The following is a 24968-nucleotide window of genomic DNA, read 5'->3' as shown; positions in this document are numbered from 1 at the left end:
AGCCATGTCCAACACCATTTCGTTTCTCGCCCCGCGTGCCGATGTGCTTGCCCGCCGCCGGCAGATCGTTGCTGATCTCATCGACCTATTACCGCCGGAATGCCTGGTGCACGAGGCTCGCGAACTGATGCCGTTCGAGACCGATGCCTTCGTTTCCTATCGCCGGATGCCGCTGGCGGTTGCCTTGCCGCGGACGACCGCCGAGGTGGCCGCAGTCATGAAGTACTGTCATCGCTATGGGGTTCCAGTTGTCCCGCGCGGCGCGGGGACCTCGCTCTCGGGCGGAGCGATCCCGCAGGAAGATGCAGTCGTGGTTTGCGTTTCCAAGATGAACCGCATTCTCGAAATCGATCTCCCCAATCGTGCGGCGGTCGTCGAAGCCGGCGTCACCAATCTGAATATTTCGGAATCCGTCTCGGCGGACGGTTTTTTCTATGCTCCTGACCCGAGCTCGCAGCTGGCTTGTACGATCGGCGGCAATATCGGCATGAATTCGGGCGGCGCGCATTGCCTGAAGTATGGGGTGACAACCAACAATCTGCTCGGCGTAAAGATGGTCCTCACCGACGGCACCGTCATCGATCTCGGAGGCAAGGCACTGGATGCCGCAGGCTACGACCTGCTTGGCCTCGTGTGCGGGCACGAAGGCCAGCTCGGGATCGTCACGGAGGCGACGGTCCGGCTGATCGCCAAGCCGGAGGGGGCGCGACCGGTCCTTTTCGGCTTCGATACCTCGGAAGAGGCGGGGTCCTGTGTCGCCGATATCATTGCATCAGGCATCATCCCCGTCGCCATCGAATTCATGGACAAGCCGGCGATCGAAATCTGCGAAGCCTTCGCCAAGGCCGGCTATCCCCTTGATGTCGGCGCGCTGCTGATCGTGGAGGTCGAAGGATCGGAAGCAGAAATGGACGACATGCTGAAGAGCATCGTCGAAATCTCGCGCAGGCATGGCGTGAAAACCGTCCGTGAGTGCCAGTCGGCAACCGAGGCGGCGTTGATCTGGAAAGGCCGGAAATCTGCCTTCGGTGCAACCGGCCGCATTGCCGACTATATCTGCATGGATGGAACCGTTCCGCTCAGCCAGCTTTCGTATGTACTGAGGAAGACGTCCGAGATCGTCGATCGTCATGGGCTTCGCGTCGCGAATGTTTTCCATGCCGGCGATGGCAACATGCACCCGCTCATCCTCTTCAATGCCAACGATCCTGAAGATGCCGCCCGCGCGGAAGCTGCGGGGATGGAAATCCTGAAGCTCTGTGTCGATGCGGGCGGTTGCCTGACAGGCGAACATGGCGTCGGTATCGAAAAGCGCGATCTGATGCGCCACCAGTATTCCGAGGCGGATCTCGCACAGCAGATGGCAGCACGCGCTGCATTCGATCCGGCCTGGCTCCTTAATCCGTCCAAGGTCTTCCCGCTTGAGGGACGTCCGGCCGCATGATCGATCTATCGCCTACGACGGACGAAGAGGCTGCGGCAATCGTCCGCAGTCATGCGCGGGAAGGCAAGCCGCTTGCAGTCTGCGGCGGCAACACCCGCTCCGGTTTCGGAAATGCCGTCGCCGCGGGAAACCGCCTGCGTTCGTCCAATCTCAGCGGCATCACTTCCTACAATCCCGGAGAGATGGTTTTGACCGCCCGTTCCGGAACGCCGCTCGCCGAAATCGAGGCTGCCCTGGCGGAGAATGGTCAGATGATGGCCTTCGAGCCAATGGACCATCGTCCGATCATGGGCACATCAGGTGAGCCGACGATCGGCGGTGTCTTTGCCGCCAATGTGTCCGGCCCGCGCCGTTTCGTGGCCGGGGCCGCGCGCGATAGCTTGCTTGGCGTGAGCTTCATCAATGGCAAGGGCGAGGTGATCAAGGCCGGCGGCCGCGTCATGAAGAACGTCACCGGGCTGGACCTCGTCAAGCTGATGGCCGGCTCGCATGGCACGCTGGGCTTCCTCACCGAAGTGACCTTTCGCGTGCCGCCGCGCCAGAGAACCGAAGCAACGATCGTCATCTCCGGCCTGAACGACGCCGAGGCTGCGAACGCCATGGCGGCGGCGATGGCACTGCCCGCTGAAGTCTCCGGTGCCGCGCATTTGCCGATGACCGTCGCCTGGAAATTTCTCGACAGCACGCTCTCCGAAGGCGAGGGGACCTGTCTGCGGATCGAAGGCCTACACGGCTCCGTCGATGCCAGGGCAACCAAACTCGCTGCCGCCATGGGGGCGTTCGGATCCGTCACGCGCCTCGAGCAAGAAGAGAGTGTCCGTCTCTGGAGAGATATCCGGGATGTCGCTCCCTATGCCGACCATACGCCGCGACCGGTCTGGCGCGTCTCCGTCGCCCCAGGCACCGGCCATCAGCTGGTCGCCGCACTTCGCCTCGAAGTCGGGGTCGATGCGTTCTACGACTGGCAGGGCGGCCTGATCTGGATGCGGATGGAGGCCGACGCGGATGCAGACCTCCTGCGCCGTTTCATCAAGGCGCTGGGCGGCGGCCACGCGACGCTCATCCGCGCATCCGAACAGATGCGGGCAATGACCGCCACCTTTCAGCCACAGCAGGAGGCGGTGGCCTTGCTGTCGCGGCGGCTGAAACTGAAATTCGATCCAGCCGGTATCTTCAATCCTGGGAAGATGGCAGGAGCCTGAGGCAATGCAGACCAATTTCACGCCGGCCCAGCTTACCGATCCGCAAGTCGCCGAATCTGAAAAGATCCTGCGCAAATGTGTGCATTGCGGCTTCTGCACCGCGACCTGTCCGACCTATGTGACGCTCGGCAATGAGCTCGACAGCCCGCGCGGGCGCATTTACCTGATCAAGGATATGCTGGAAAATGGGCGCCCGGCAGACACTGAAGTCGTCACGCATATCGACCGCTGCCTTTCATGTCTGGCCTGCGTAACGACCTGTCCCTCCGGCGTCGACTACATGCACCTCGTCGACCATGCGCGGGCGCATATCGAGAAAACCTACAAGCGTCCTTTCATGAACAGGCTCGTGCGCGCCATCCTCGCTGCTGTTCTGCCCTATCCCGATCGATTTCGCCTGGCGCTCAAGCTGTCGTCGGCGGGCCGTCCGTTCGCAGGCCTTCTGCGGCGCACGCCCGCATTGAAACCATTTGCCGCGATGTTGGCGCTCGCGCCGCGTCGCATTCCTCCGGCTTCCGCCTATGCCGTGCCGGCGAGCCACCCCGCGGTCGGTGAGAAGCGTGGCCGCGTGGCGATCCTGACCGGTTGCGCGCAACCGGTGCTGGATCCCGGCATAAACGAAGCGACGATCAGCCTGCTCACGCGGTTCGGACTCGAAGTCGTCGTTCCCGAGGGAGAGGTTTGCTGCGGCTCGCTCGTCCATCACATGGGACGCGAGGAGCAGGCATTGGCGAGCGCCCGTGCCAACGTTGACGTGTGGACGCGGGAAATCGACAGGGGTGGGCTCGATGCGATCATCATCACCGCCTCCGGCTGCGGCACGACGATCAAGGACTACGGCCATATGCTGCGGCTGGATGCGGCCTATGCCGAAAAGGCGGCGCGCGTCTCGTCCCTGGCGAAGGACATCACCGAATATCTCGTATTGCTCGAGCTGCCCGCGCAGATGCCGAAGGGCATCACCGTGGCCTATCATTCGGCTTGTTCGATGCAGCACGGCCAGAAGATCACAATGGCGCCGAAGCAGCTGTTGAAGGCTGCGGGCTTCAATGTCCGTGACCCTTCCGAAGGTCACCTCTGTTGTGGCTCCGCCGGCACCTACAACATCCTGCAATCGGATATTTCCGATGCGCTCAAGGCCCGCAAGGTGAAGAACCTCGAAGCGACGAAGCCGCATGTGATTGCCACCGGCAATATCGGCTGCATGATGCAGATTGCGACGGGGACGGCCGTTCCGATCGTTCACACAGTCCAACTGCTGGATTGGGCTTATGGCGGCGATGTAACGGAAAAATTAAAGGGTTTGCCCCTAGCTTAGCGGCGCCGGATCGTCCGGCGATCTCGGGAGCCCGATATGCATCGCACAATCCTCGCGCTTATGGCTTTCTGCAGCGCGGCTGGAGCCGCCCACGCAGACACTCGCTTTTTTTGCTCGGCGGATGACAAGGATGTGCGCTTCACGGTGGAAAGCGGCTTCGAGGCTGGTGGCGGGCACAAGCTCAATCATTTTCGCGGCGCCCTGGTGGTGAAGAGCGGCGACATCCCGCAAGCGCTCAAGAAGATTGCCGTCAATTCGGAAAACCTGACGCACCATTGGTCACATGATGGCGAACTGCGGCTGGAGGTGTTCTATGACGGCGGCGACGATGCGAGAGGTCAAGGTCTCAGCCTGGTCGTGACGGCCGGCCAGCGCGGCAAATCCATGACCGCGTTCTCAGGGACCTATGAACTGGCAATCGAGGGCGGTGTAAAGCCGCTTGCGGCCAGCGGCAAGGTTAGCTGCGGATCGAAATAGGCGACCGGTTGCCCAGCCGCCTTGTGGTTTGCCTCAGCCGCCGAACAGCGTCCGCAGCACGTCGATGCCGCGATCCTCGAAGCTTACCTCGCCCTGCTTGTTGCCGGGGCCGATGACGATGACCTTCGTGCCGACAGGGGCACGATCGTAGAGATCGATGACATCCTTGTTCATCATTCGGATGCAGCCGGACGACATGTTGAGGCCGATCGTCCAGGGTTGGGTCGTGCCGTGAATGCGAAAGATCGTATCGCGGCCGCCCTTGTAGAGGTACATGGCGCGCGCGCCGAGCGGATTGTCCTCGCCGCCTTCCTGGAAGGCCGGGATGATATGACCCTTCGCCGCCTCGCGAACGCGCATTTCAGCCGGCGGCGTCCAGGTCGGCCACTCTGCCTTGCGGCCAATCTTGACCACACCGGACCAGCCGAAGCCTTCACGGCCGACGCCGATGCCGTAGCGGGTCGCGCGGTTCCTGCTTTCGACCAGGTACAGGAACTTATTGTTGGTATCGATGATGATCGTTCCGGGCGCTTCATTCGTGACGAGGTGCACGCGCTGGCGCTTGAACTGCGGCTTGACCGACTTCGGCGGCGAGGCGACCCGCACGACAGGGGCGCCATCGTGAGCAGGCGTGATCGGCTGCGCCGAAGCCGATGCGGACATGGAAGAGACCAGAAGGCCGGCGGCTGTAAGAGCCGTCGCGAATTTCAGCATGGTTGATTCCCTCAAAGCAAAACCGGACCGAAGCTACCCGAACTTCGATCCGATTCAAGATATTAGACGTCGAATGAAGCAGTAGCGATGTTTAATTGCAACTGTTCTTGGCGACGCACCGGTATTGATGAGCCTTTACATGACGATCACGCGGGTTCCGACGTTTACGCGTTCGTAAAGGTCAACGACGTCTTCATTGCGCAGCCGGATGCAGCCGGAGGAAACGGCGTTGCCGATCGTCCACGGCGCATTGGTTCCATGAATGCGATAGAGCGTCGAACCGAGATACATGGCGCGCGCGCCAAGCGGGTTCCCAGGACCACCGTCCATGCGCGCCGGGAGATAATGGCCCTTGGCGGCTTCGCGGCCAATCATTTCCGACGGCGGCGTCCAGTCCGGCCATTCGGACTTGCGGGTGATCTTGTGCACGCCGGCCCATTCGAAGCCCGGCTTGCCGACGCCGACGCCGTAACGCCGCGCTTTGCCGCCGTCCATCACCAGATAGAGGAAGCGGTTGTTGGTATCGATGACGATCGTGCCAGGCCGCTCCTTGGTGTCGTAGGTGACGATCTGCGGCAGGTATTGCGGCTCAAGCTGGCGACGGATGACGGGAACGCCAGGGTTGATGGCGGACACCGGCTGCGCCGTGGCGGCGGGAGCGCGGCGGAAGGCGCCGGGCGTGAACAGCCCGCGCTGCGCAACGACCGGCCGCTGGTAGACGACGGGGCGAACCTTGCCGCCGAGCTGCATGATCCAGGGCGCTGCAAGGTCTGGGCTCAAGACCACCGGCGGGCGCGTTGCGTAACGGTCGTCGCCAAGCGCGGCCGTGGAAAAGACGCCGAGCATTGCTGCGGCGAGCAGAAGCGATTTGATCATCGGACGGACTCTCTACAAATGGCCGAACATGTGCGGACGGCAGCGGCCGCCTGCCTTCAAGCTGCCATCGTTCCCGCCAGCGAATGGTAAATTTGAATTCATTCAAGTCAGAAGCGAGAGATAAACTTTTCGTCAGGGTTATCGTTCGGTTTGGAAACAGAGTTTGCAAATGGTAAAGCCGGATTCGGAGCAAGAAAGCGAAGCGGGATCATGAGCGATACGGGCATCATCATCGGCGAAGACGGCAGGGGCCGCTGTCACTGGCATGCCAACCTCCCGGATTATCTCAGGTATCACGACGAGGAATGGGGACGGCCGGTAACGGATGATCTCCGCCTGTTCGAGAAGATCTGCCTGGAAGGGTTCCAGTCCGGCTTGTCCTGGCTCACCATCTTGCGCAAGCGCGACAATTTCCGTGCTGCCTTTGCCGGCTTCGATTTCGAGAAGGTTGCGCTCTTCGAAGACAAAGATATCGACCGTTGCCTTGCCGATCCCGGCATCGTCCGGCATCGCGGCAAGATCGTCTCGACGATCAACAACGCCCGGCGAGCGATCGAACTCCGCGCGGAATTCGGGTCGCTGGCGCATTATTTCTGGAGCTTCGAACCCGGTCACAACGAACGGCCGAAGGTGGTCGATCGTGCCGCTGTCATGGCAAACCCGACGACACCGACATCGGTCGTCATTTCCAAGAATTTGAAGAAACGCGGCTGGACGTTTGTCGGCCCGACCACAGTTTATGCCTTCATGCAGGCAATGGGACTCGTCAACGATCACATCGAAGGTTGCTTCTGCCGCGCCGAGGTTGAGGCGATGCGCGACGCGTTGGTGCGCCCATGAAGCGGCTCGCGGTCACCGTTGCCTTCTGCGCCCTTATGGCGTCTGTGTCATTTGCTCAACAACAACCAGAGCTGCAGCCAGGAGAGCGACTGGAGAAGCTGCAATTCCCGGCCGCGACCATGGAACTCAAGGGCTGGACAAAGTTCGGCAACGGCCCCGTCTACACGCTGCCCGTCAAGGCGGGCCAGCATGTGAAGGTCAGCTTCGCGACGAAGAGCAAGTTTGCCTTTCTCTCGATATTCGATCTCGCGATGCCTGACGAGGAGGCAATCTTCGGTACCGACGAGGATGGCAGCAGTTACACCATCACTGTGAAGGACAGCACCACCTGGCTGCTGCGGCCTTACTATTCCAAGGTATCGCCGCGCCGCGGCCTCGGCGCACCCTACAGCATTCTCGTCGAGCCGCAGGCAACGCCGCCGCAACCCACCGCTCCGACCGAAAAGCAATCGCCGTCGCCGCTCTTTCCCTCAAGGCAGTGACAACGGGTTAGTCTAGCCCCTCGATCAGGCCGCGCAGCTCTCCGAGATGTTCGATCTTGCGAAAGCGCGGTGCGTCCTTCGGTTCCTCGACATGCTCGACGACCCAGGTGAGTTCATGCGGCACGAACACCCCGTAGCTGCCGGCGGCGATTGCCGGGACAATGTCTGATTTCAGCGAGTTGCCGACCATCATGGCCCGTTCCGGACCGCCGCCGACTTTGGAGAAGATCCGCCGGTACGTTACCGCGGTCTTGTCGGAGACAATCTCGACGGCGTGAAAGAAGTCGCCGAGCCCGGATTGCGCAAGCTTGCGCTCCTGATCGAACAGGTCACCCTTGGTGATCATCACCAGCAGGTAGCTTTCCGAGAGCGCCGCCAGCGTCTCCTGTACGTGCGGTAGGGTCTCGACCGGGTGGGAAAGCAGGTCGCGGCCGGTGTCGAGAATACCGGCAATGACGCTGGCAGGAACCTTGCCCTCGGTGATCTCGATCGCAGTCTCGATCATCGACAGGGTAAATCCCTTGATCCCGAAGCCGTAGTGGCGGAGATTGCGCTTCTCTGCCTCCAGCAAGCGCTCCGAGATCCTAGGGCCGTCTGCAAAATCGGCCAGCAATTCGGTGAAATGCGCCTCGGTAAGCCGGTAGTATTGCTCATTCTGCCAGAGCGTGTCGTCGGCATCGAAGCCGATGGTCGTCAGCGTGCGGGTCGTCATCGCCCATCTCCGAGTGATCTAATTGGAATCTATTGAAAGATGGCCGCGAAACAAGGGGATCGCAAAGCCGTGAGGCGAGTACACGGTGTGTTGAAATGCCGCTCTCTCGCCTTACATCGATAGTGCCTCCCGCGCAGCCGCATTCGGGCTGTTCCTGTCACGGGCAGGCCAATAACCAAAAAATGAATTCATCTGTCCGTGGACAAGCCCGCGGCCGTCACAAGGAAATGTTCGATCATGCGTTACAACCAACTTGGAAATACGGGCCTATTCGTCTCCGAAATCTGCCTCGGCACGATGACGTTCGGTGCCGCAGGCGAAGGCAATATCTGGGGCGCCATTGCCGACGTCGATCAGAAGGCAGCCGACCAGATCGTCGAAAGATCGCTTGCCGCCGGCGTGAATTTCATCGACACGGCTGACGTTTATTCCTTCGGGGAATCCGAAAAGCTGCTCGGCCAAGCCCTGAAGAACCTGCGCGTTCCTCGCAAGGACGTCGTCATTGCCACGAAGGTCTACGGCGTCATGGGCGACAAGCCGAACGATCGCGGCGCCTCGCGTGGCCACATCATGGATTCGGTCGAGGCAAGCCTGGAGCGCTTGCAGACCGATCATGTCGATCTCTATCAGATCCACGCCACCGATACGGTTACGCCAATCGACGAGACGTTGCGCGCGCTCGACGATCTCGTGTCCCGTGGTCTCGTGCGCTATGTCGGCGTCTCGAACTGGCAGGCATGGCGCATCGCCAAGGCGCTCGGTATTTCGGACCGCCGCGGCTTCGCGCGGTTCGAAGCCGTGCAGGCCTACTATTCGATTGCCGGCCGCGACCTCGAGCGCGACATCGTGCCGATGATGCAGGAAGAAAAACTTGGTCTGATGGTCTGGTCGCCGCTGGCTGGCGGCCTTCTCTCCGGCAAATACGGGCCGGGAGCACCCGGCAACGGGGAAGGTCGCCGTGCCTCGTTCGACTTTCCTCCGGTCGACAAGGATCGCGCTTGGGCCTGCGTTGCCGTCATGCGCGAGATTGCCGAGAAGCACGGCACGGGCGTCGCGACCGTGGCGCTTGCGTATATTCTGGCCAAGCCTTTCGTGACGACGGTGATCATCGGTGCCAAGCGCGTCGAGCAGCTCGACCAGAACCTGGCGGCTGTCAATCTGAAACTCGATGCCGCCGACCTGAAGAAGCTGGACGAGGTCAGCGCGCTGGCGCCTGAATATCCGGGCTGGATGCTTGCGCGCCAGGAAGCCGGCCGCCGGCCAGAGCCATTCCAGCCGAAGGCCTGATCTGCCGTCTTGTGGCGGCGGACGCCGGGGCTTGCTCCTCCGGCGTCCTTCGCATGCTACTTGCCGTGTGCCTTCAGCCAGGCCAGCATGTCGGCGATCTCCGCCTCCTGGGCCTTGATCACGGCTTCTGCGAGCTTGCGAATTTCAGGATCCTTGCCGTATTGCAGCTCGATCTTCGCCATGTCGATTGCGCCCTGATGGTGCGGGATCATGCCGCGGACGAAGTCGACGTCGGTGTCGCCTGTATACTCCAGCGTCATGTCCTTGTGCATCTTTGCGTTCGCCTCGGCAAAGGCGTGGCTTGCTGCGCTGTGGTCGCCCGTCGGCTTGCTCATGTCCATCTGCATATCTTCCGCGAAGGCAGCCGCGGTGGAGAGTGCAAGAGTTGCAGCAATGGCGAGAACTTTCAGAGACATGGGATTTCCTTCCTCTATCTGATATTGGAATTCAATGCGCGGCGGGGCGCCGCAACTGTTCATGAAAACCCGTCAGACAGCCGAGGAGGAGGCGCCAGCGGCGCAGGGCGTGCATCCCGCATGGCATGAGCCGGTCCGGGAGCAGGATACGAAAACACTTGCTTGCCGGCCGCGGCGACAACGCTCGACGGCGGAATGACAAGACAGGCAGAACAGAAGGGCATGTGCACCATGCCGCTGGCTGAGCAGGGATCCTGTTGTGGGGGCGGCGATTTGGCTTTCTCGCCCACATCCATCCCGGTCATGTGCTGATGCTCGCCGCTGACATTCGAAGCGACCGTCTGCATGGATAGGCATGTCGGACAGCCAGCCCAGGCTGACATGGTGCCGTAAGCGAGCCAGGCGAATACCATCGCTATGATTGCAAGAAAGCGCATTCGGTCAAGATAAGAATACGACGCGAAGAAGCCAAGGTGCTGTTTGCGGATTTGGCAGACGCTCCCAGTGCAGCGGCGGCATTCGGTCCCCAAGCGGCCATCCCATTGGGCGATGGGCCGAGGATGATAAAAAATATCAAGAGTTATCGGCAAGACAGCCGGTGGAACGTCCTCTGAGGTGCCGGGGTTGCAAACGCACGGTGTTGTAGTTGGAGCTCATTGGGGAGTATCATTCAAAGCTAAAATAGAAGCTCATGAGCGGGATGCGAGCGGAGAGCTGCCATAAGCGCGAGGAAGCCCATGCTTCGGGAGGAAAAGATGAAACATACGGAGACCAGAGGGAGACCGTCGCGCCGCAGATTTCTAAGCGGGACGGCCATGGTCGGTGCGGCGATGATCGCGGCACCAAGCGTCGTCAAGGCGCAGGGACCGGTCAACATGCGTTGGCAGAGCACATGGCCATCCAAGGACATCTTTCACGAATTCGCGCTTGATTTCGCAAAAAAGGTCACCGACATGACCGGCGGCGATCTCAAAATTGAAGTGCTGCCGGCGGGTGCCGTGGTGCCCGCCTTCGGCCTGCTCGACGCGGTCTCCCAGGGGACGCTCGATGGAGGGCACGGCGTGGTTGCATATCATTACGGCAAACAAGCGGCGCTGGCGTTGTGGGGCTCGGGGCCGGGATTTGCCATGGATGCCAACATGTTGCTCGCCTGGCACAAATACGGCGGCGGCAGGGAGCTCCTCGTAAAGCTCTATGAATCGATCGGGGCCAAGGTGGTTTCGTTCCTCTATGGGCCGATGCCGACACAGCCGCTCGGCTGGTTCAAGAAGCCGGTCGCCAAGGTCGAGGATATTCAGGGACTCAAATTCCGCACCGTCGGCATTTCCATTGATGTGTTCACCGGCCTCGGTGCCGCGGTCAATGCGCTGCCGGGTGCCGAGATCGTGGCGGCATTGGACCGCGGCCTGCTTGACGCGGCCGAGTTCAACAACGCGTCGTCCGACCGGGCCCTCGGTTTCCCGGACGTCTCCAAGATCTGCATGCTGCAAAGCTATCACCAGAATGCCGAGCAGTTCGAGGTGCTGTTCAACAAGGCGAAATATGATGCATTGCCTGACCAGATGAAGGCGATCATCTCCAACGCCGCGGAGGCGGCCTCCCAGGACATGGCCTGGAAGGCGATCGACCGCTATTCGACCGACTACGCCGAGATGCAGACCACCGAAAAGGTCAAGTTCTACAAAACGCCGGAAGCGATCCTCAAAAGGCAACTGGAAGTCTACGACGAGGTCGTGAAGAAGAAGGCGGCGGAAAACCCGCTGTTCAAGGAGGTTATCCAGTCGCAAATAGCTTTTGCGGCGCGGGCAACGCGGTGGGAACAGGATACCGTCGTCAACCGCCGACTGGCCTTCGATCACTACTTCGGCCCGAACGGGGTTGCCAAGGAACTATAACGTCATCACCGGACAACATGCTTCTGACGAAGGTATGGGCTATCTCGGGGGAGACCCGTGGACGTTCAGCAGTTTCTCATCAGGATCGATGCGATCAGCGTGTGGGTCGGCAAGGCTGCGGCGTGGCTGATCATCGGCCTGATGACGCTCGTGTGCATCGAAGTCTTCAAGCGCTACATCATGAACATGCCGACGGCGTGGATCTTCGATGTCAGCAACATGCTCTATGGCACCCTGTTCATGCTCGCCGGAGCCTATGCGCTGGCGCAGAATGCCCATGTACGGGGCGACTTTCTCTACAGCTCGCTGCGGCCTCGCATACAGGCGGCGCTCGATCTCCTCCTGTATGTCCTATTCTTCCTGCCGGGCGTCGCCGCGCTCATCTATGCCGGTTACCACTATGCGGCGCTATCCTGGCGGATCGGCGAGCATTCGACTGTCACGGCGGAAGGCCCGCCGATCTACTACTTCAAGACCGTCATTCCGGCAGCGGGCGTACTCGTCATGCTTCAGGGCCTTGCCGAGATAGCGCGCTGCATCATCTGCCTGAAGACCGGCGAATGGCCGCGCCGGCTCAAGGATGTGGAGGAAATCGACGTTGTCGCCGAGCAGCTTGCGAATAGCGAGCACATAGACGCGCAGACGCGAGACGACGCGATCGAGCGCGCCCAGGATATCGACAGGGCGGCGCGGCAACGGGGCCGGGGGGGAGACATCGAGACGTGAGCGATCCGTTCCTCGGACTGACGATGCTAATTCTCATCGTGGTCGTCATCGTCATGGGATTCCCGACAGCCTTCACGCTGATGGGGCTCGGCATGCTGTTCGGCTTCTATGCATTCTACAATCCGGCCGAGCACTGGATCGACAACCGCGTCTTCGACCTGATGGTTCAGCGCACCTATGGGGCGATGACCAACGATGTCCTGATCTCCATCCCGCTGTTCGTGCTGATGGGCTACGTCATGGAGCGCGGTGCGCTGGTGGACAAGATGTTCTACAGCATCCAGCTTTCCTTCCGGCGGGTCCCCGCCTCGCTTGCCGTTGCAACACTCATCGTCTGCACCTTCTGGGGCATTGCCAGCGGCCTTGTCGGCGCCGTGGTGGTGCTGATGGGTGTCATTGCAATGAACCCGATGCTGCGCGCCGGCTATGACGTCAGGCTTGCCTCCGGGGTGATTACCGCCGGCGGCACGCTGGGCATTCTGATCCCGCCATCGGTGATGATCATCGTCTATGCGGCGGTTGCTGGACAATCGGTCGTCAAACTCTATGCCGCCGCGATGTTTCCCGGCTTCTTCCTCGCGCTTCTCTATCTTGCCTACATCCTCGGCTGGGCGGCGATCAGTCCGAAAATCGCGCCCGCATTGCCCGAGCAGCAGACAAAAGTCCCCGTGCCCACCTGGATGAAGAGCTTTCAGGCGCTCTATTCCCACAACATGTTGGTCGGGCTTCTCCGCGCATTGCTCTCGCCATCAAAGGCGATGGCGCTCGAAACGGGCGAGGGGCGGCTCAGCTACTGGAAGCTGGTCAAGAACGCTTGCGCAGCGCTCGTGCCCTTCTTGCTGACGGCATTCACCCTCACGCTCGTGTGGTGGTATGTCGTCATCTATCCTCAGGCATCGGCGGAGGCGGAAGCACCGGAAGGGCTGGAACAACTCGGCGCACCCGCATCTGACGCCGCACCGGTGGCGGTGAACGGGCCAGCAACCACTTTCTACGTGGCCTTCGGGATCATCGCCGCAATCGTAGCGGCGGTGCTTGTGCGCTACTACAGGAATATGAGTGCGGAGCGGCTGCAGGTTGTGAAACTGCTGGTTTCGTCGGTCATGCCGCTCGGGATCCTCACCGTCGTCGTGCTCGCCGTCATTCTGTTCGGCATCACGACGGCGACCGAGTCCGCCGCGGTCGGTGCCGCCGGCGCCTTTCTGCTGGCGTTTCAGGCCCGGACGCTCAACTGGAAACGCACGAAGGAGGCGGTCTTCCTGACAGCGAAGACCACGGCCATGGTTTGCTGGCTCTTCGTCGGTTCGGCGCTGTTCTCCGCTGTCTTCGCCATCCTCGGCGGCCAGGCGCTGGTTGAAGAGTGGGTGCTGGCGCTCGATCTCACGCCTGTGCAATTCATGATCCTGTCGCAGGCGATCATCTTCATTCTCGGCTGGCCGCTCGAATGGACCGAGATCATCATCATCTTCGTGCCGATCTTCCTTCCGATGCTGAGGCACTTCGATATAGATCCGATCCTCTGGGGCGTGCTCGTCTTCGTCAATCTGCAAGCGGCGTTCCTGTCGCCGCCGGTGGCAATGTCGGCCTATTATCTCAAGGGGGTCTCACCACCGCACGTCACCCTCAACCAGATCTTCGCCGGCATGATGCCCTACATGCTGATCGTCATCCTGTGCATGATTATCATGTATGTGTGGCCGGGCATGACACTCTGGCTTCCGGAATATCTTTACGGCTAAGAGACATTGCCGTTGGCGGCGGCCCCTGCCGCAACCTTCACGACGATGCCCTGTGCTGTGAGGTTGCTCGGACTTCACCGACCGTGCCCAGGTGTCGGATGGGCCTCCCGGCGTGACGGCCGAGGTGGGCCACCAACGTCAATAAGCGGCAACGACCTCGTGGACGATCCGGTAGTCCGCGCTCTCTTCTCCGAGCGGCGCCACGGGCCATTTCCAGTTGGCTTGAACCGATGACAGCGACACGCCGTGCAGCAAGTCAGGCTCCTCGTGAACCTTCCCATTGCGGTCGATGACGGCATAGGAGATATCGGTAATCAGGCAAGTTCTGCACGGCGCTGCCTCCAACGCCGACCGGTGCGCCTCGATCAGTTGCGTGACGGTATCGGCGGGCATGGCGCCATTCTCTTCCGCCTCGTAGCGGCGTTTTGCGCCGCGACCGATCTGGGAGAGGAGGTTGGCCGAGACGACGAAGTCGAGATACGGAACTGTTCTGAGAAACGCGAGCGGCTCCGGCTGCCTACCCACGGCGAGCTCGTCATAGCCCGAGAGATCGCGCTCGATCAGCCGAACATTGCTGTAGCCTTTAAGCCGGAGCCACAGGCGCACCGAGGCAAGATGCACGAGGTCGACGAGCACAACGGTGTCGAAGTTCTCGGACAGTTCCTCAATCGGGACGTCGCGCAGCAGGCCTGACCCCAGGACGACCGCGGTCCTTTTCTGCCGCAGGCCCGCCATGGCGCTCGTTACGGCGTTTCGGCTCCGCTCCTCGTGCTCCGCCCATTGCCGGCTGCAGCGGCCGGCGCGGGACCATAGATCAACGGAGTATCGGATGAACCGGCGATGCTCCTTCAATGTCATCGGAACGGTCGCAGCATAAAGAAGCGCCTCGGCGATCATGATAGAGCTCCTGCCATTCGATCCATTCTCTCTCGTTCAATCGATTCTGTGTTCCGGATCAAGGGCCTTCGCCCTTGCCGCACCGGGTCCAATCCGCTAGGAAACCGCCACTGTCACAGTGAGCGGAAGACGTTGGAAATGAACGACAAGCAGAAGAAACCACAAAAGCTCAAGGCCAGACTTCCCCGCGGCTTCGTCGATCGTTCGGCAAACGATATTCGCGCCGTCAACGAGATGACCGCGAAGATCCGGGAAGTCTATGAGCATTATGGTTTCGATCCTGTCGAAACGCCCCTGTTCGAATACACCGATGCACTTGGCAAGTTCCTGCCGGATGCCGACCGGCCGAACGAAGGTGTTTTCTCGCTGCAGGACGACGACGAGCAGTGGATGTCGTTGCGTTACGACCTGACGGCGCCGCTCGCCCGTCACGTCGCCGAAAACTTCAACGAGATCCAGCTTCCATACCGCACCTATCGCGCTGGCTATGTCTTCCGCAACGAAAAACCAGGCCCGGGCCGCTTCCGCCAGTTCATGCAGTTCGACGCCGATACCGTCGGCGCGCCCGGCGTGCAGGCCGACGCGGAAATGTGCATGATGATGGCCGATACGCTGGAAGCCCTCGGCATCAAGCGCGGCGACTACGTCATCCGCGTCAACAACCGCAAGGTTCTCGACGGCGTGCTGGAAGCGATCGGCCTCGGCGGCGACGACAAGGCAGGCCAGCGTCTCAACGTGCTGCGCGCCATCGACAAGCTCGACAAGTTCGGGCCGGAAGGTGTGCGGTTGCTTCTCGGCCCTGGCCGTAAAGATGATAGCGGCGACTTCACCAAGGGCGTTGGACTAGACGCCACAAACATTGAGTTTGTCATGTCGGTTGTTGAAAAGCAGCCATACGTGGCTGTTGGTAATCGTTCGGCAGAACAAGTTGCGAAATTGAATGAGCTTACCGAAAGAAGCTTCTCCGCGAAGGAAGGCTTCTCGGAACTCGATATGATTCACGGGCTCGTTACTGCGGCGGGCTATCAGTCCGATCGCATCAAGATCGACCCATCGGTCGTCCGCGGCCTCGAATACTACACTGGTCCGGTCTATGAAGCCGAACTTCTGTTCGACGTTACCAATGAGAAGGGCGAAAAGGTCGTCTTCGGCTCCGTCGGTGGCGGCGGGCGCTATGATGGTCTCGTCTCCCGCTTCATGGGCCAGCCGGTTCCGGCCACCGGCTTCTCGATCGGCGTCTCGCGCCTGATGACGGCGCTGAAGAACCTTGGCAAGCTCGGCCAGGCCGATACCATCGAGCCTGTTCTGGTCACGGTCATGGATGGCGACGTCGTTTCCATGGGCCGCTACCAGCGCATGACACAGGAACTACGCAAGGCCGGCATCCGCGCCGAAATGTATCAGGGCAACTGGAAGAAGTTCGGCAATCAGCTGAAATATGCCGATCGCCGCGGCTGCCCCGTTGCCATCATCCAGGGCGGCGACGAGCGCGCCGAGGGCGTCGTGCAGATCAAGGACCTGATCGAGGGCAAGCGCCTGTCGGGCGAGATCGAGGACAACGCCAGCTGGCGCGAGGCACGCGTCGCCCAGGAGACCGTTGCGGAAAGCGACCTCGTCGCGAAGGTGAAGGAAATTCTGGCGGCGCAGGCCGAAGACCGGAAAAGGGCGGGCTGAGATGGCCCTGATCAACCTGCCGGAATTCTCCGGCGAACTTCTGTCAGAGTTTGCGGCGCGAAAGACGGAGCGGGTCGATACGCCCGTCATCCAGCCGGCCGAACCGTTTCTCGATATCGCCGGTGAGGATCTTCGCCGGCGGATCTTCATGACCGAGAGCGAGACGGGCGCCAGCCTCTGCCTGCGTCCCGAGTTCACGATCCCGGTCTGTCTGCGGCACATCGAGAGCGCGACCGGCACACCGAAACGCTATTCCTATCTCGGCGAGGTCTTCCGCCAGCGGCGCGAAGGCGGAAGCGAGTTCTATCAGGCCGGGATCGAGGATCTCGGCGATATCAACATTGCCGCTGCCGATGCGCGTGCGATCGGCGATGCAATCGGTGTGCTGGAGTGTGTCGTTCCCGGCAAGCACCTTTCAGTCACGCTCGGTGACCAGGCGGTCTTCGAAGCGGTCGTGCAGGCGCTTGGCCTACCGCTTGGCTGGCAGAAGCGGCTCATCCACGCCTTCGGCAACATGAGCCAGCTCGAGGCGCTGCTGGCGAGCCTTGTCAGCCCTCAGTTCGTCACCGGACTGAGTGACGAGATCGCGCATCTGATTGCCGCCGACGACGAAGCCGCGCTGGTCGCTCACATTGACGCGACGATGCAGGTGACGGGCTATTCGACGAATGCAAGCCGCTCGCCGCTGGAAATCGCGCGTCGCTTGAAAGAGAAGCTCATCCTCTCCGAAACGCGCCTCGATGATGCAGCCTTCCGCGTACTGGAGGAATTCCTGTCGCTGAATGTGCCGCTGATCAATGCTTCGGCGGCGCTGGCCGGCTTTGCCGATGCCGCGGGCCTCAAGCTCGGCAACGCGCTTGCGCGTTTCGACGGTCGCGTCGCCGCTCTGGCGAATGCCGGCGTCGATCTCTCGCTGATCGACTACCGCGCAGCCTTCGGACGTCCGCTGGATTACTACACCGGTCTGGTTTTCGAGATCGGCGTCCGCGGCATGTCGCCCGTTCTGGCCGGTGGCGGCCGTTTCGATCGGTTGATGACCTTCCTTGGCGCCAAGGACCGCATTCCGGCAGTCGGTTTCTCGCTATGGCTGGATCGCATCGAAGCTGAGAGGGCTTCCTGATGACGCTTACCATTGCACTGCCCTCCAAGGGCCGCATGAAAGACGATGCCTCGGCGATCTTTGAACGCGCCGGCATCAGGATCACCGCCGTTGGCAACGACCGCTCCTATCGCGGACGGGTCGAAGGCTGGGACGACGTCGAAGTCGCCTTCCTCTCCGCTTCCGAGATTTCCCGCGAGCTTGGCAACGGCACGGTCGATTTTGGCGTCACCGGCGAGGACCTTGTCCGCGAGGGCCTGGCGGATGCGGACAAGCGTGTCGAATTCTGCGCGCGCCTCGGCTTCGGCCATGCCAATGTCGTGGTTGCCGTTCCTGAAATCTGGCTCGATGTCGACACCATGGCCGATCTTGGCGATGTCGCGTCCGACTTTCGCGCCCGCCACGGCCGGCGCCTGGCGATCGCCACGAAATACTGGCGGCTGACGCAGCAGTTCTTCTCCAGCCAGCATGGCATCCAGCTCTACCGCATCGTCGAAAGCCTTGGGGCAACGGAAGGGGCGCCGGCCTCAGGCTCGGCCGACATCATCGTCGATATCACCTCCACCGGCTCGACCCTTCGTGCAAACAACCTGAAGATCCTGTCCGATGGTGTCATTCTTCGCTCCGAGGCTTGCTTCGTCAGGGCGCGCAAGGAAAACCACGTTAACGACCCCACAGTCCAGCGACTGGTAGACGCCGTTCGTTCGGCGCTCTGACCATCGCTAAAATCAACGCACGAAAAACCCGCCGTTCATGATGACGGCGGGCTTTTCGTGCTTGGGAGGATGCTTGATCGCTTAGGCCGCTGCGTAGGCGCCGCGGCGCGCGTCGAGCGAGTAGACGCCCGGGCCGAAAGTGGCAAGGAAGATGTAGGCGCCAGCCAGCGTGACGTTCTTCATGACCATGATCTGGTTCAAAATGTTAACCAGTTCGGTGCCGCTGGCGTACGGAAGGTGGAAGAGGATGGCCGTAAAGACACAAAAGCCAGCCAGCAGCCAGCCGACGATCTTCGTCTGGAAGCCGACGAGAACGGCAAGGCCAGCCACGAGTTCGAAGGCGCCTGCGAAATAGGCGAGGGCGGTGGACGCCGGAAGACCAGCACCGGCGATCATGCCAGCGGTGCCGGCGGCGTCGGCGAGCTTGCCGAAGCCGGCAAGGATGAACATGAAGGAGAGGAGGACGCGAGCAACAAGAATGATGGCGTTGTTGGTATTCGACATGGGACATTGTCTCCGTTTGAATGGCAATTGAGGTCTTTGTGCCCCCGGCACGGTTTCTACCTCGTTGCCGCTTTGTCGCCTTTTTTTTCCGTTGTGGAAAGATAGACGGGAGGGGACGCTTCGTTCGCTAATATTGAACGACGGATCTCTGGCGAAGTCGGCTTGCCATCGGCGACGCCCCTCTCTTATGTTGGCCCGCCCAAGATGGAGACCCCTATGGCAGATCTTTCCGCATTTCCGATCACGACGCGCTGGCCGGCAGCGAACCCGAACATTATCCAGCTTTACTCGTTACCGACGCCGAACGGAGTGAAGATATCGATCGCGCTTGAAGAACTCGGCTTGGCCTACGAGCCGCACCCCATCTCGTTCAGCACAAATGACCAGAAATCTCGGGAATTCGTGTCGCTCAACCCGAACGGCCGCATTCCGGCGATCATCGATCCCAATGGCCCGGATGGAAAGCCGATCGGTATTTTTGAATCCGGCGCAATCCTGCTCTACCTCGCGGAGAAGACGGGCAAGCTCATTCCGACCGACGCGGCAGGGCGCTACGAGACGATCCAGTGGGTCTTCTTCCAGATGGCCGGTGTCGGACCGATGTTCGGGCAGTTCGGGCATTTCTACAAATTCGCAGCCGACAAGGTCGCCAACAACTCCTACCCGATGGAGCGCTATCGCGACGAATCCAAGCGGCTGCTCAGTGTGCTGGAAGGGCGGCTGCAGGATCGCCAGTGGATCATGGGCGACCTTTACACGATCGCCGATATCGCCACCTTCCCGTGGCTGCGCGGCGCCGACGTATTCTATGGCGGCCGCGACGTGCTGGACTATAAAAGCTTCCCCGCGGTGATGGCCTGGCTCGAGCGTTGCATCGCCCGGCCGGCATCCGAAAAAGGATTGAATATCCCTCAGCGCCCCGCGTGATACCGAGGAGGCCAATGAAGAAAGCCGGTCCTAAGAGGCCGGCCTTATTGGTTAAGAGCGGAGCCTTTACTGGCGCCGCGCAAATTCGCTGCCGGCATTCGTCTTGAAACGAGGAAAGACGAAGACCCCAAGCATGCTGCCGTTATAGGCATCCTCCTGACCGTTTGATTCTCCCATGCAGAACAATGGCTGACGGAAGCCGTTCGGCATCATGATCGTGGTCGAGAAGCAGAAGGATGAAGAGAGCGTCGCTGCCTGCTCGAAGAGTTCCAGGATGTGGTCGTGATCCTTCGGATCGTAGCAGCGCATGAGGCTGAGAAGGCCGCATTCGCGGGCCGGCAGCCCGTGCAGCATGGCGCTCCATTCCTTGAGGCGGATCACGCCGCTGCAAAAATCGCCGACCCAGGTTTCCGAAATGGAAAACTGCGCCAGCATTTCAGGATCATGGTTGCTGACATCCAATGAGCCCGGCATCAGCGGTGCGGCGGGGTTGGTTTTCGCGATTTTGAACAAATTTTTCCCCAGCTTAGGTGCAGCTTCCCCCGCTGCACGTCCGGCAAAAATGAGCAGGTTCACACTGCGCCGCGCATCATGCTCGGGCGACCGAGAAATGGGGTTTGGATTGCTGGTCCTCTAGCGGAACCGCGTCCAATTTCTAGGCACATTACACAACTTATGATCTATTTCGGGAGGGGCTTTCCCGAACCCGGTCTCGCGCTCTCGTGGTCAGGATCGATATGAACCGCGACCGTCGGCTGATGAACGCGCGCCGAATGCAGCGCGGATTTATAGGGATTTTTATGAAACGGCAATCGGCTTCTTGCGTGCCGCAGACCTCTACTGTGAGTGGAAAATCCATCTTGAGGCTCTGGTTGATGACACGAAATGGCGAAAATGCGCTAAATCTTGAAGTGGAAGCGGTTTCAGCGCGGTTCGTTGCGACCAGATGTGCACAAAATTGCACTGCGAGAGAAATCCGCCTGTGAACGAAAAAATACAACTTCACAAGTTTTGCGAAAGCTTCGCTCAACGCGAGGAGTGCTCACAACGCTGATTAAACGTTTCAGCTGCCGATTGAAAAAAGCTCGAAGGCGATGTCTGGCGAATCAGTCGCGAGAGACAAAAAAGGGCGGTCCGAAGACCGCCCTTCCTATTCCGGGATACCGGAAGTGGACTAGTGAAGGCTTTCGCCTATCACATCATGTCCATTCCGCCCATTCCGCCCATGCCGCCAGGCATGCCGCCAGGAGCATCCTTCTTCGGCAGTTCGGCGATCATGGCTTCGGTGGTGATCAGCAGCGACGCAACCGAAGCTGCGTTCTGCAGAGCCGTGCGAACAACCTTGACCGGATCGACGATGCCCATGGCGATCATGTCGCCATATTCGGACGTCTGGGCGTTGTAGCCATAGTTGTCTTCGTTCTTTTCGAGGATCTTGCCGACAACGATGGAGGCTTCATCGCCTGCGTTTTCAGCAATCTGGCGAACCAGCGACTGCAGCGCCTTGCGAACGATGTTGATGCCGGCTTCCTGATCCTGGTTTTCACCCTTGACGGTGATCTTCGTGGACGAACGAAGCAGAGCGACGCCGCCGCCGGGGACGATGCCTTCCTGAACAGCAGCGCGCGTCGCGTTGAGCGCGTCGTCGATGCGGTCCTTCTTTTCCTTGACTTCGACTTCCGTCGAGCCGCCGACGCGGATCACGGCAACGCCGCCAGCGAGCTTGGCAAGGCGTTCCTGCAGCTTTTCGCGGTCATAGTCCGAAGTGGTTTCTTCGATCTGAGCCTTGATCTGGGCAACACGACCTTCGATGTCGGACTTGGCGCCAGCGCCGTCGACGATCGTCGTGTTTTCCTTGGAGGTCGAAACCTTCTTTGCACGGCCGAGCATGTCGAGCGTGACGGATTCGAGCTTGATGCCGAGGTCTTCGGAGATGACCGTACCACCGGTCAGGATCGCGATGTCTTCGAGCATGGCCTTGCGGCGATCGCCGAAGCCAGGAGCCTTGACGGCAGCGATCTTCAGGCCGCCGCGCAGCTTGTTGACGACGAGCGTAGCAAGCGCTTCGCCTTCGACATCTTCAGCGATGATCAGCAGCGGCTTGCCGGTCTGGACGACAGCTTCGAGAACCGGAAGCATTGCCTGCAGGTTCGAGAGCTTCTTTTCGTGCAGCAGGATGAAGGCGTCTTCGAGATCGGCAATCATCTTTTCCGGGTTGGTGACGAAGTAGGGGCTGAGGTAGCCGCGGTCGAACTGCATGCCTTCGACGACTTCGAGTTCGGTTTCGGCGGTTTTGGCTTCTTCAACCGTGATGACGCCTTCGTTGCCGACCTTCTGCATGGCTTCGGCAATGTCGAGACCGACCTGCTTTTCGCCGTTGGCGGAGATCGTCCCGACCTGGGCGACCTCTTCCGAGGTGTTGATCTTCTTGGCCTTGGCCTGGAGATCCTTGACGACTTCGGCAACGGCGAGATCGATGCCGCGCTTCAGGTCCATTGGGTTCATGCCGGCTGCGACCGCCTTGCCGCCTTCGCGAACGATCGCCTGGGCGAGAACCGTTGCAGTCGTGGTGCCGTCGCCGGCGATGTCGTTGGTCTTCGAAGCAACTTCGCGGACCATCTGGGCGCCCATGTTTTCGAACTTGTCTTCCAGTTCGATTTCCTTGGCGACCGAAACGCCGTCCTTGGTGATGCGCGGAGCGCCGAAGGACTTGTCGATGATGACGTTGCGGCCCTTCGGGCCGAGCGTTACCTTCACCGCGTCAGCGAGAATGTCGACGCCCTTGAGCATCTTTTCGCGCGCTGTGCGGCCAAACTTGATTTCTTTAGCTGCCATGATTGAAACTCCTGAATTCGAGTTGTCCGGGCTTTAGGGCCCGTGGCTAAAATCGGAAAGGGAACCGGCTGATCAGCCGATGATGCCCATGATGTCGGCTTCCTTCATGATCAGAAGGTCTTCGCCGTTGATCTTGACTTCGGTGCCGGACCACTTGCCGAACAGGACGCGGTCGCCAGCCTTGACGTCGAGAGCGACGACCTTGCCGGACTCGTCACGAGCGCCGTTGCCGACGGCGACGATTTCGCCTTCCTGCGGCTTTTCCTTGGCGGTGTCGGGAATGATGATGCCGCCCTTGGTCTTTTCTTCGGACTCAACGCGGCGAACAACGACGCGATCGTGAAGGGGGCGGAAGTTGGTGCTTGCCATTGTCTAATCCCTCGATCAAATGACACTCGCAGGCCGGGAGCGGCCCGCACGGATGGGTGTTAGCACTCGTCCTTGGTGAGTGCTAGCGAGGCAGCATTTAGGAGTGGCCCGGCGGGGAGTCAAGAACGGCCGCAATTTTTCTTCGCCGGACTTCGCGACAGCCTTAACGGCATATCCTTGTTGGAAGTAAGACGGGCTGCGCTGTCGCCGAGGTTTCCGAACGTCCTGGCGCTGGAAAGCCGTGTATTCTTTGAACGCTTTCCGCGCCTCGCTGGCTGATGGCGGCAGGATTGCCGCGCATGCACGCAGATGGTATCGAGCCGCTTGGAGCGGGAGGGGCAGCAACCGTGGACAAGGCGATCGCGGCAGGCGACATCGTGGCGACACCGACGCTGCGAGAGGCGGTTGGCGTCTGGGCGCGTATCGGCTGTCTGAGCTTCGGCGGGCCGGCCGGTCAGATCGCCCTCATGCATAAGACCATTGTCGATGAGAAGCGCTGGATTTCCGAGGACCGCTTCCTGCACGCGCTGAATTTCTGCATGTTGCTGCCGGGCCCGGAGGCCCAGCAATTGGCAACCTATATCGGCTGGCTCATGCATGGCGTACGCGGCGGCTTTATTGCTGGTCTCCTGTTCATTTTGCCGGGCTTCCTCGTCATCCTGATACTGTCGAGCCTCTACGCCGTCTTTCAGGAGGCGGCGTGGCTTCCCGCCCTTTTCTTTGGGGTGAAGGCTGCGGTTCTGGCCATCATCGTCGAGGCACTTCTTAGGGTAGGGCGCCGAGCGCTCAAGGGGCGCTTTCACTACTGCGTGGCCGGCGCGTCGTTTCTGGCGCTCTTCCTACTGAACCTACCGTTTCCTCTGGTTGTCATTCTGGCCGGAGCAGCCGGGCTGCTATGGATGAAGTATCGCCAACGACGATTGGAAGCTCCATCCGTGCCGCAAACCTCTCCGCCCCGGCTTGTTCCTGCGGTCACGACGCATGCGATCGCAAGGCCGCTTGTGGTGCTCGTGTTCTGGATCCTCGTCTGGCAGTCGCCGCTTCTTTTCATTCGTGGCCTTGACGCGAAGCCGGACCTGATCGCTGAAACGTTGAGCGGCGAAACCAATGTTTTCGGTGCGGTCTTCATCTTCTTCTCCAAGATGGCCGTCATTACCTTCGAAGGCGCCTACGCCGTCCTTTCCTACGTCGCTCAGATCGCCGTCGGGCACTACGCCTGGCTCCAGCCCGGCGAGATGCTCGACGGGCTGGCACTTGCCGAAACGACGCCCGGGCCATTGGTCCTTGTCCTCTGTTTTGTCGGTTTTCTCGCCGGCTATCGCAACCCCGTCCTGATGGCGCCGCTTGCCGGCGGCGTTCTCGGCGCTTTCCTCGCCGCATGGGCGACCTTTGTGCCGAGCTTCATCTGGATCTTCGCTGGAGCTCCCTACATCGAGACGCTGCGCAACAACGCGAACCTCTCGGCCGCCGTTTCGGCGATCACCGCGGCAGTCGTCGGCGTCATTCTCAATCTTGCACTGTGGTTCGGCCTGCACGTGCTCTTTGCCGAGGTTGGGCGCGTGGGACTCCTCTCCGGGAAGACCGGTCTGCCGATCGCCAGCTTCGCCTGGCCACAGTGGTGGACGCTCGATATCGCGGCACTCGGGATCTTCGTGTTGGCGTCCGTCCTGCTCTTTCGCTTCAAGGCTGGCATTCTTACGGTCTTCGGTGTCTCCACCGCCGCGGGTCTGTTGGTCAAGGCTGCCGCCGCCGTCCTCTAGTCGGCGGCTTCCGGTTTTTTGCAGCAGGCCACCGCAAAATGCCTTGCCATCCCCGCATG

The 24968-nt window shown here is 60.7% G+C and carries 24 protein-coding genes; 15 read left to right on the top strand and 9 right to left on the bottom strand.

The genetic code is table 11. The features are described from left to right. The first annotated feature begins 4 nt into the window (after positions 1-4). The 4 genes from BSG20_RS00965 to BSG20_RS00950 are packed head-to-tail and all read left to right on the top strand — an operon-like array spanning position 5 to position 4441. Entirely contained in the window at positions 5-1444 is a 1440-nt protein-coding gene (locus BSG20_RS00965; RefSeq protein ID WP_072370650.1) for an FAD-linked oxidase C-terminal domain-containing protein, read from the top strand. After that, positions 1441-2646 carry a glycolate oxidase subunit GlcE gene (glcE, locus tag BSG20_RS00960; protein WP_072370647.1) on the top strand — a complete coding sequence of 402 codons (1206 nt, stop codon included), beginning with the start codon at positions 1441-1443 and terminating at the stop codon, positions 2644-2646. Before BSG20_RS00965 ends, glcE begins: the two co-directional genes overlap by 4 nt. Before the next feature lie 4 nt (positions 2647-2650). Continuing rightward, a complete protein-coding gene (gene glcF, locus BSG20_RS00955; RefSeq protein WP_072370644.1) occupies positions 2651-3964 on the top strand; it encodes a glycolate oxidase subunit GlcF in 1314 nt (437 codons plus the stop codon). A gap of 36 nt (positions 3965-4000) precedes the next feature. Beyond that, positions 4001-4441: a hypothetical protein gene (locus tag BSG20_RS00950; protein WP_072370642.1), complete on the top strand. Its 441-nt coding sequence runs from the start codon at positions 4001-4003 to the stop codon at positions 4439-4441. Positions 4442-4474: 33 nt separating this feature from the next. Here BSG20_RS00950 and BSG20_RS00945 read toward each other — a convergent pair whose 3' ends face one another. Next, positions 4475-5155, bottom strand: a complete 681-nt coding sequence (locus BSG20_RS00945) for a L,D-transpeptidase (RefSeq protein WP_072370639.1) — start codon at positions 5153-5155, stop codon at positions 4475-4477. A 135-nt stretch (positions 5156-5290) separates the two neighbouring features. Continuing rightward, positions 5291-6031: a L,D-transpeptidase gene (locus BSG20_RS00940; protein ID WP_072370636.1), complete on the bottom strand. Its 741-nt coding sequence runs from the start codon at positions 6029-6031 to the stop codon at positions 5291-5293. Between the two features lie 210 nt (positions 6032-6241). On the opposite strand from BSG20_RS00940, the gene BSG20_RS00935 reads away from it, so the two are divergent. Together BSG20_RS00935 and BSG20_RS00930 are read left to right on the top strand one after the other, a co-directional pair. After that, positions 6242-6871 carry a DNA-3-methyladenine glycosylase I gene (locus BSG20_RS00935; RefSeq protein ID WP_072370633.1) on the top strand — a complete coding sequence of 210 codons (630 nt, stop codon included), beginning with the start codon at positions 6242-6244 and terminating at the stop codon, positions 6869-6871. Then, entirely contained in the window at positions 6868-7353 is a 486-nt protein-coding gene (locus BSG20_RS00930; RefSeq protein WP_072370630.1) for a hypothetical protein, read from the top strand. The genes BSG20_RS00935 and BSG20_RS00930 overlap by 4 nt, the downstream gene beginning before the upstream one ends. Before the next feature lie 7 nt (positions 7354-7360). On the opposite strand, the gene BSG20_RS00925 is transcribed toward BSG20_RS00930, so the two are convergent. Next, positions 7361-8065, bottom strand: a complete 705-nt coding sequence (locus BSG20_RS00925) for an HAD family hydrolase (RefSeq protein ID WP_072370628.1) — start codon at positions 8063-8065, stop codon at positions 7361-7363. A 237-nt stretch (positions 8066-8302) separates the two neighbouring features. Between BSG20_RS00925 and BSG20_RS00920 the strand changes: the two genes are divergently transcribed. Further along, the gene (locus BSG20_RS00920; RefSeq protein WP_072370626.1) at positions 8303-9352 is read left to right on the top strand and encodes an aldo/keto reductase; all 1050 of its coding nucleotides are present in this window, start codon (positions 8303-8305) and stop codon (positions 9350-9352) included. A 56-nt stretch (positions 9353-9408) separates the two neighbouring features. Here the strand turns inward: BSG20_RS00920 and copM are convergent, their stop codons facing one another. After that, complete coding sequence (gene copM, locus BSG20_RS00915) at positions 9409-9768, bottom strand: CopM family metallochaperone (protein ID WP_072370625.1); 360 nt, start codon at positions 9766-9768, stop codon at positions 9409-9411. A gap of 755 nt (positions 9769-10523) precedes the next feature. On the opposite strand from copM, the gene BSG20_RS00905 reads away from it, so the two are divergent. From BSG20_RS00905 to BSG20_RS00895, 3 genes are read left to right on the top strand one after another with little or no spacing between them, the layout of a single operon-like run. Beyond that, a complete protein-coding gene (locus BSG20_RS00905) occupies positions 10524-11663 on the top strand; it encodes a TRAP transporter substrate-binding protein (protein ID WP_083539850.1) in 1140 nt (379 codons plus the stop codon). A 57-nt stretch (positions 11664-11720) separates the two neighbouring features. Beyond that, positions 11721-12389 (top strand): TRAP transporter small permease subunit, encoded by a 669-nt coding sequence (locus BSG20_RS00900; protein WP_072370620.1) that lies wholly within the window; start codon positions 11721-11723, stop codon positions 12387-12389. Continuing rightward, entirely contained in the window at positions 12386-14128 is a 1743-nt protein-coding gene (locus BSG20_RS00895; protein ID WP_072370617.1) for a TRAP transporter large permease, read from the top strand. Before BSG20_RS00900 ends, BSG20_RS00895 begins: the two co-directional genes overlap by 4 nt. Before the next feature lie 138 nt (positions 14129-14266). Here BSG20_RS00895 and BSG20_RS00890 read toward each other — a convergent pair whose 3' ends face one another. Continuing rightward, complete coding sequence (locus tag BSG20_RS00890; RefSeq protein WP_072370614.1) at positions 14267-15025, bottom strand: hypothetical protein; 759 nt, start codon at positions 15023-15025, stop codon at positions 14267-14269. A gap of 138 nt (positions 15026-15163) precedes the next feature. On the opposite strand from BSG20_RS00890, the gene hisS reads away from it, so the two are divergent. Genes hisS through hisG form a run of 3 tightly spaced genes read left to right on the top strand, consistent with a single transcriptional unit; the run spans position 15164 to position 18514 of the window. Beyond that, positions 15164-16699, top strand: a complete 1536-nt coding sequence (hisS, locus tag BSG20_RS00885) for a histidine--tRNA ligase (RefSeq protein WP_072370611.1) — start codon at positions 15164-15166, stop codon at positions 16697-16699. A gap of 1 nt (position 16700) precedes the next feature. Next, positions 16701-17819, top strand: a complete 1119-nt coding sequence (locus tag BSG20_RS00880) for an ATP phosphoribosyltransferase regulatory subunit (protein WP_072370608.1) — start codon at positions 16701-16703, stop codon at positions 17817-17819. Further along, positions 17819-18514 carry an ATP phosphoribosyltransferase gene (hisG, locus tag BSG20_RS00875; RefSeq protein ID WP_072370605.1) on the top strand — a complete coding sequence of 232 codons (696 nt, stop codon included), beginning with the start codon at positions 17819-17821 and terminating at the stop codon, positions 18512-18514. Before BSG20_RS00880 ends, hisG begins: the two co-directional genes overlap by 1 nt. Before the next feature lie 81 nt (positions 18515-18595). On the opposite strand, the gene BSG20_RS00870 is transcribed toward hisG, so the two are convergent. Continuing rightward, positions 18596-19018: a DoxX family protein gene (locus BSG20_RS00870; RefSeq protein ID WP_072370602.1), complete on the bottom strand. Its 423-nt coding sequence runs from the start codon at positions 19016-19018 to the stop codon at positions 18596-18598. A gap of 216 nt (positions 19019-19234) precedes the next feature. Here BSG20_RS00870 and BSG20_RS00865 point away from each other — a divergent pair, with 216 nt between their 5' ends. Continuing rightward, positions 19235-19945 (top strand): glutathione binding-like protein, encoded by a 711-nt coding sequence (locus BSG20_RS00865; protein ID WP_072370600.1) that lies wholly within the window; start codon positions 19235-19237, stop codon positions 19943-19945. A gap of 66 nt (positions 19946-20011) precedes the next feature. Here the strand turns inward: BSG20_RS00865 and BSG20_RS00860 are convergent, their stop codons facing one another. The 3 genes from BSG20_RS00860 to groES all read right to left on the bottom strand — a co-directional run bounded on the left by BSG20_RS00860 (position 20012) and on the right by groES (position 23149). After that, entirely contained in the window at positions 20012-20458 is a 447-nt protein-coding gene (locus BSG20_RS00860) for a hypothetical protein (protein WP_177309798.1), read from the bottom strand. Between the two features lie 681 nt (positions 20459-21139). Further along, positions 21140-22780: a chaperonin GroEL gene (gene groL / locus BSG20_RS00855; RefSeq protein WP_093040990.1), complete on the bottom strand. Its 1641-nt coding sequence runs from the start codon at positions 22778-22780 to the stop codon at positions 21140-21142. 72 nt (positions 22781-22852) lie between these two features. Next, positions 22853-23149 carry a co-chaperone GroES gene (groES, locus tag BSG20_RS00850; RefSeq protein ID WP_037113883.1) on the bottom strand — a complete coding sequence of 99 codons (297 nt, stop codon included), beginning with the start codon at positions 23147-23149 and terminating at the stop codon, positions 22853-22855. A 299-nt stretch (positions 23150-23448) separates the two neighbouring features. Here groES and chrA point away from each other — a divergent pair, with 299 nt between their 5' ends. After that, positions 23449-24909, top strand: a complete 1461-nt coding sequence (chrA, locus tag BSG20_RS00845; protein WP_083539849.1) for a chromate efflux transporter — start codon at positions 23449-23451, stop codon at positions 24907-24909. Positions 24910-24968 lie beyond the last annotated feature (59 nt).

This window comes from Rhizobium tibeticum, from assembly GCF_900110205.1.
GTDB classification, from domain to species: domain Bacteria; phylum Pseudomonadota; class Alphaproteobacteria; order Rhizobiales; family Rhizobiaceae; genus Rhizobium; species Rhizobium tibeticum.
The sequence above is the reverse complement of the archived record's forward strand: the minus strand, read 5'-3'. Positions and strand labels throughout refer to the sequence as shown.

Excerpts from the sequence above, each read along its gene's own strand:
- BSG20_RS00965 (WP_072370650.1), top strand. The coding sequence starts at position 5 with ATGTCCAACACCATTTCGTTTCTCGCCCCGCGTGCCGATGTGCTTGCC.
- glcE (WP_072370647.1), top strand. The coding sequence starts at position 1,441 with ATGATCGATCTATCGCCTACGACGGACGAAGAGGCTGCGGCAATCGTC.
- glcF (WP_072370644.1), top strand. The coding sequence starts at position 2,651 with ATGCAGACCAATTTCACGCCGGCCCAGCTTACCGATCCGCAAGTCGCC.
- BSG20_RS00950 (WP_072370642.1), top strand. The coding sequence starts at position 4,001 with ATGCATCGCACAATCCTCGCGCTTATGGCTTTCTGCAGCGCGGCTGGA.
- BSG20_RS00945 (WP_072370639.1), bottom strand. The coding sequence starts at position 5,155 with ATGCTGAAATTCGCGACGGCTCTTACAGCCGCCGGCCTTCTGGTCTCT.
- BSG20_RS00940 (WP_072370636.1), bottom strand. The coding sequence starts at position 6,031 with ATGATCAAATCGCTTCTGCTCGCCGCAGCAATGCTCGGCGTCTTTTCC.
- BSG20_RS00935 (WP_072370633.1), top strand. The coding sequence starts at position 6,242 with ATGAGCGATACGGGCATCATCATCGGCGAAGACGGCAGGGGCCGCTGT.
- BSG20_RS00930 (WP_072370630.1), top strand. The coding sequence starts at position 6,868 with ATGAAGCGGCTCGCGGTCACCGTTGCCTTCTGCGCCCTTATGGCGTCT.
- BSG20_RS00925 (WP_072370628.1), bottom strand. The coding sequence starts at position 8,065 with ATGACGACCCGCACGCTGACGACCATCGGCTTCGATGCCGACGACACG.
- BSG20_RS00920 (WP_072370626.1), top strand. The coding sequence starts at position 8,303 with ATGCGTTACAACCAACTTGGAAATACGGGCCTATTCGTCTCCGAAATC.
- copM (WP_072370625.1), bottom strand. The coding sequence starts at position 9,768 with ATGTCTCTGAAAGTTCTCGCCATTGCTGCAACTCTTGCACTCTCCACC.
- BSG20_RS00905 (WP_083539850.1), top strand. The coding sequence starts at position 10,524 with ATGAAACATACGGAGACCAGAGGGAGACCGTCGCGCCGCAGATTTCTA.
- BSG20_RS00890 (WP_072370614.1), bottom strand. The coding sequence starts at position 15,025 with ATGATCGCCGAGGCGCTTCTTTATGCTGCGACCGTTCCGATGACATTG.
- hisS (WP_072370611.1), top strand. The coding sequence starts at position 15,164 with ATGAACGACAAGCAGAAGAAACCACAAAAGCTCAAGGCCAGACTTCCC.
- BSG20_RS00880 (WP_072370608.1), top strand. The coding sequence starts at position 16,701 with ATGGCCCTGATCAACCTGCCGGAATTCTCCGGCGAACTTCTGTCAGAG.
- hisG (WP_072370605.1), top strand. The coding sequence starts at position 17,819 with ATGACGCTTACCATTGCACTGCCCTCCAAGGGCCGCATGAAAGACGAT.
- BSG20_RS00870 (WP_072370602.1), bottom strand. The coding sequence starts at position 19,018 with ATGTCGAATACCAACAACGCCATCATTCTTGTTGCTCGCGTCCTCCTC.
- BSG20_RS00865 (WP_072370600.1), top strand. The coding sequence starts at position 19,235 with ATGGCAGATCTTTCCGCATTTCCGATCACGACGCGCTGGCCGGCAGCG.
- groL (WP_093040990.1), bottom strand. The coding sequence starts at position 22,780 with ATGGCAGCTAAAGAAATCAAGTTTGGCCGCACAGCGCGCGAAAAGATG.
- groES (WP_037113883.1), bottom strand. The coding sequence starts at position 23,149 with ATGGCAAGCACCAACTTCCGCCCCCTTCACGATCGCGTCGTTGTTCGC.
- chrA (WP_083539849.1), top strand. The coding sequence starts at position 23,449 with ATGCACGCAGATGGTATCGAGCCGCTTGGAGCGGGAGGGGCAGCAACC.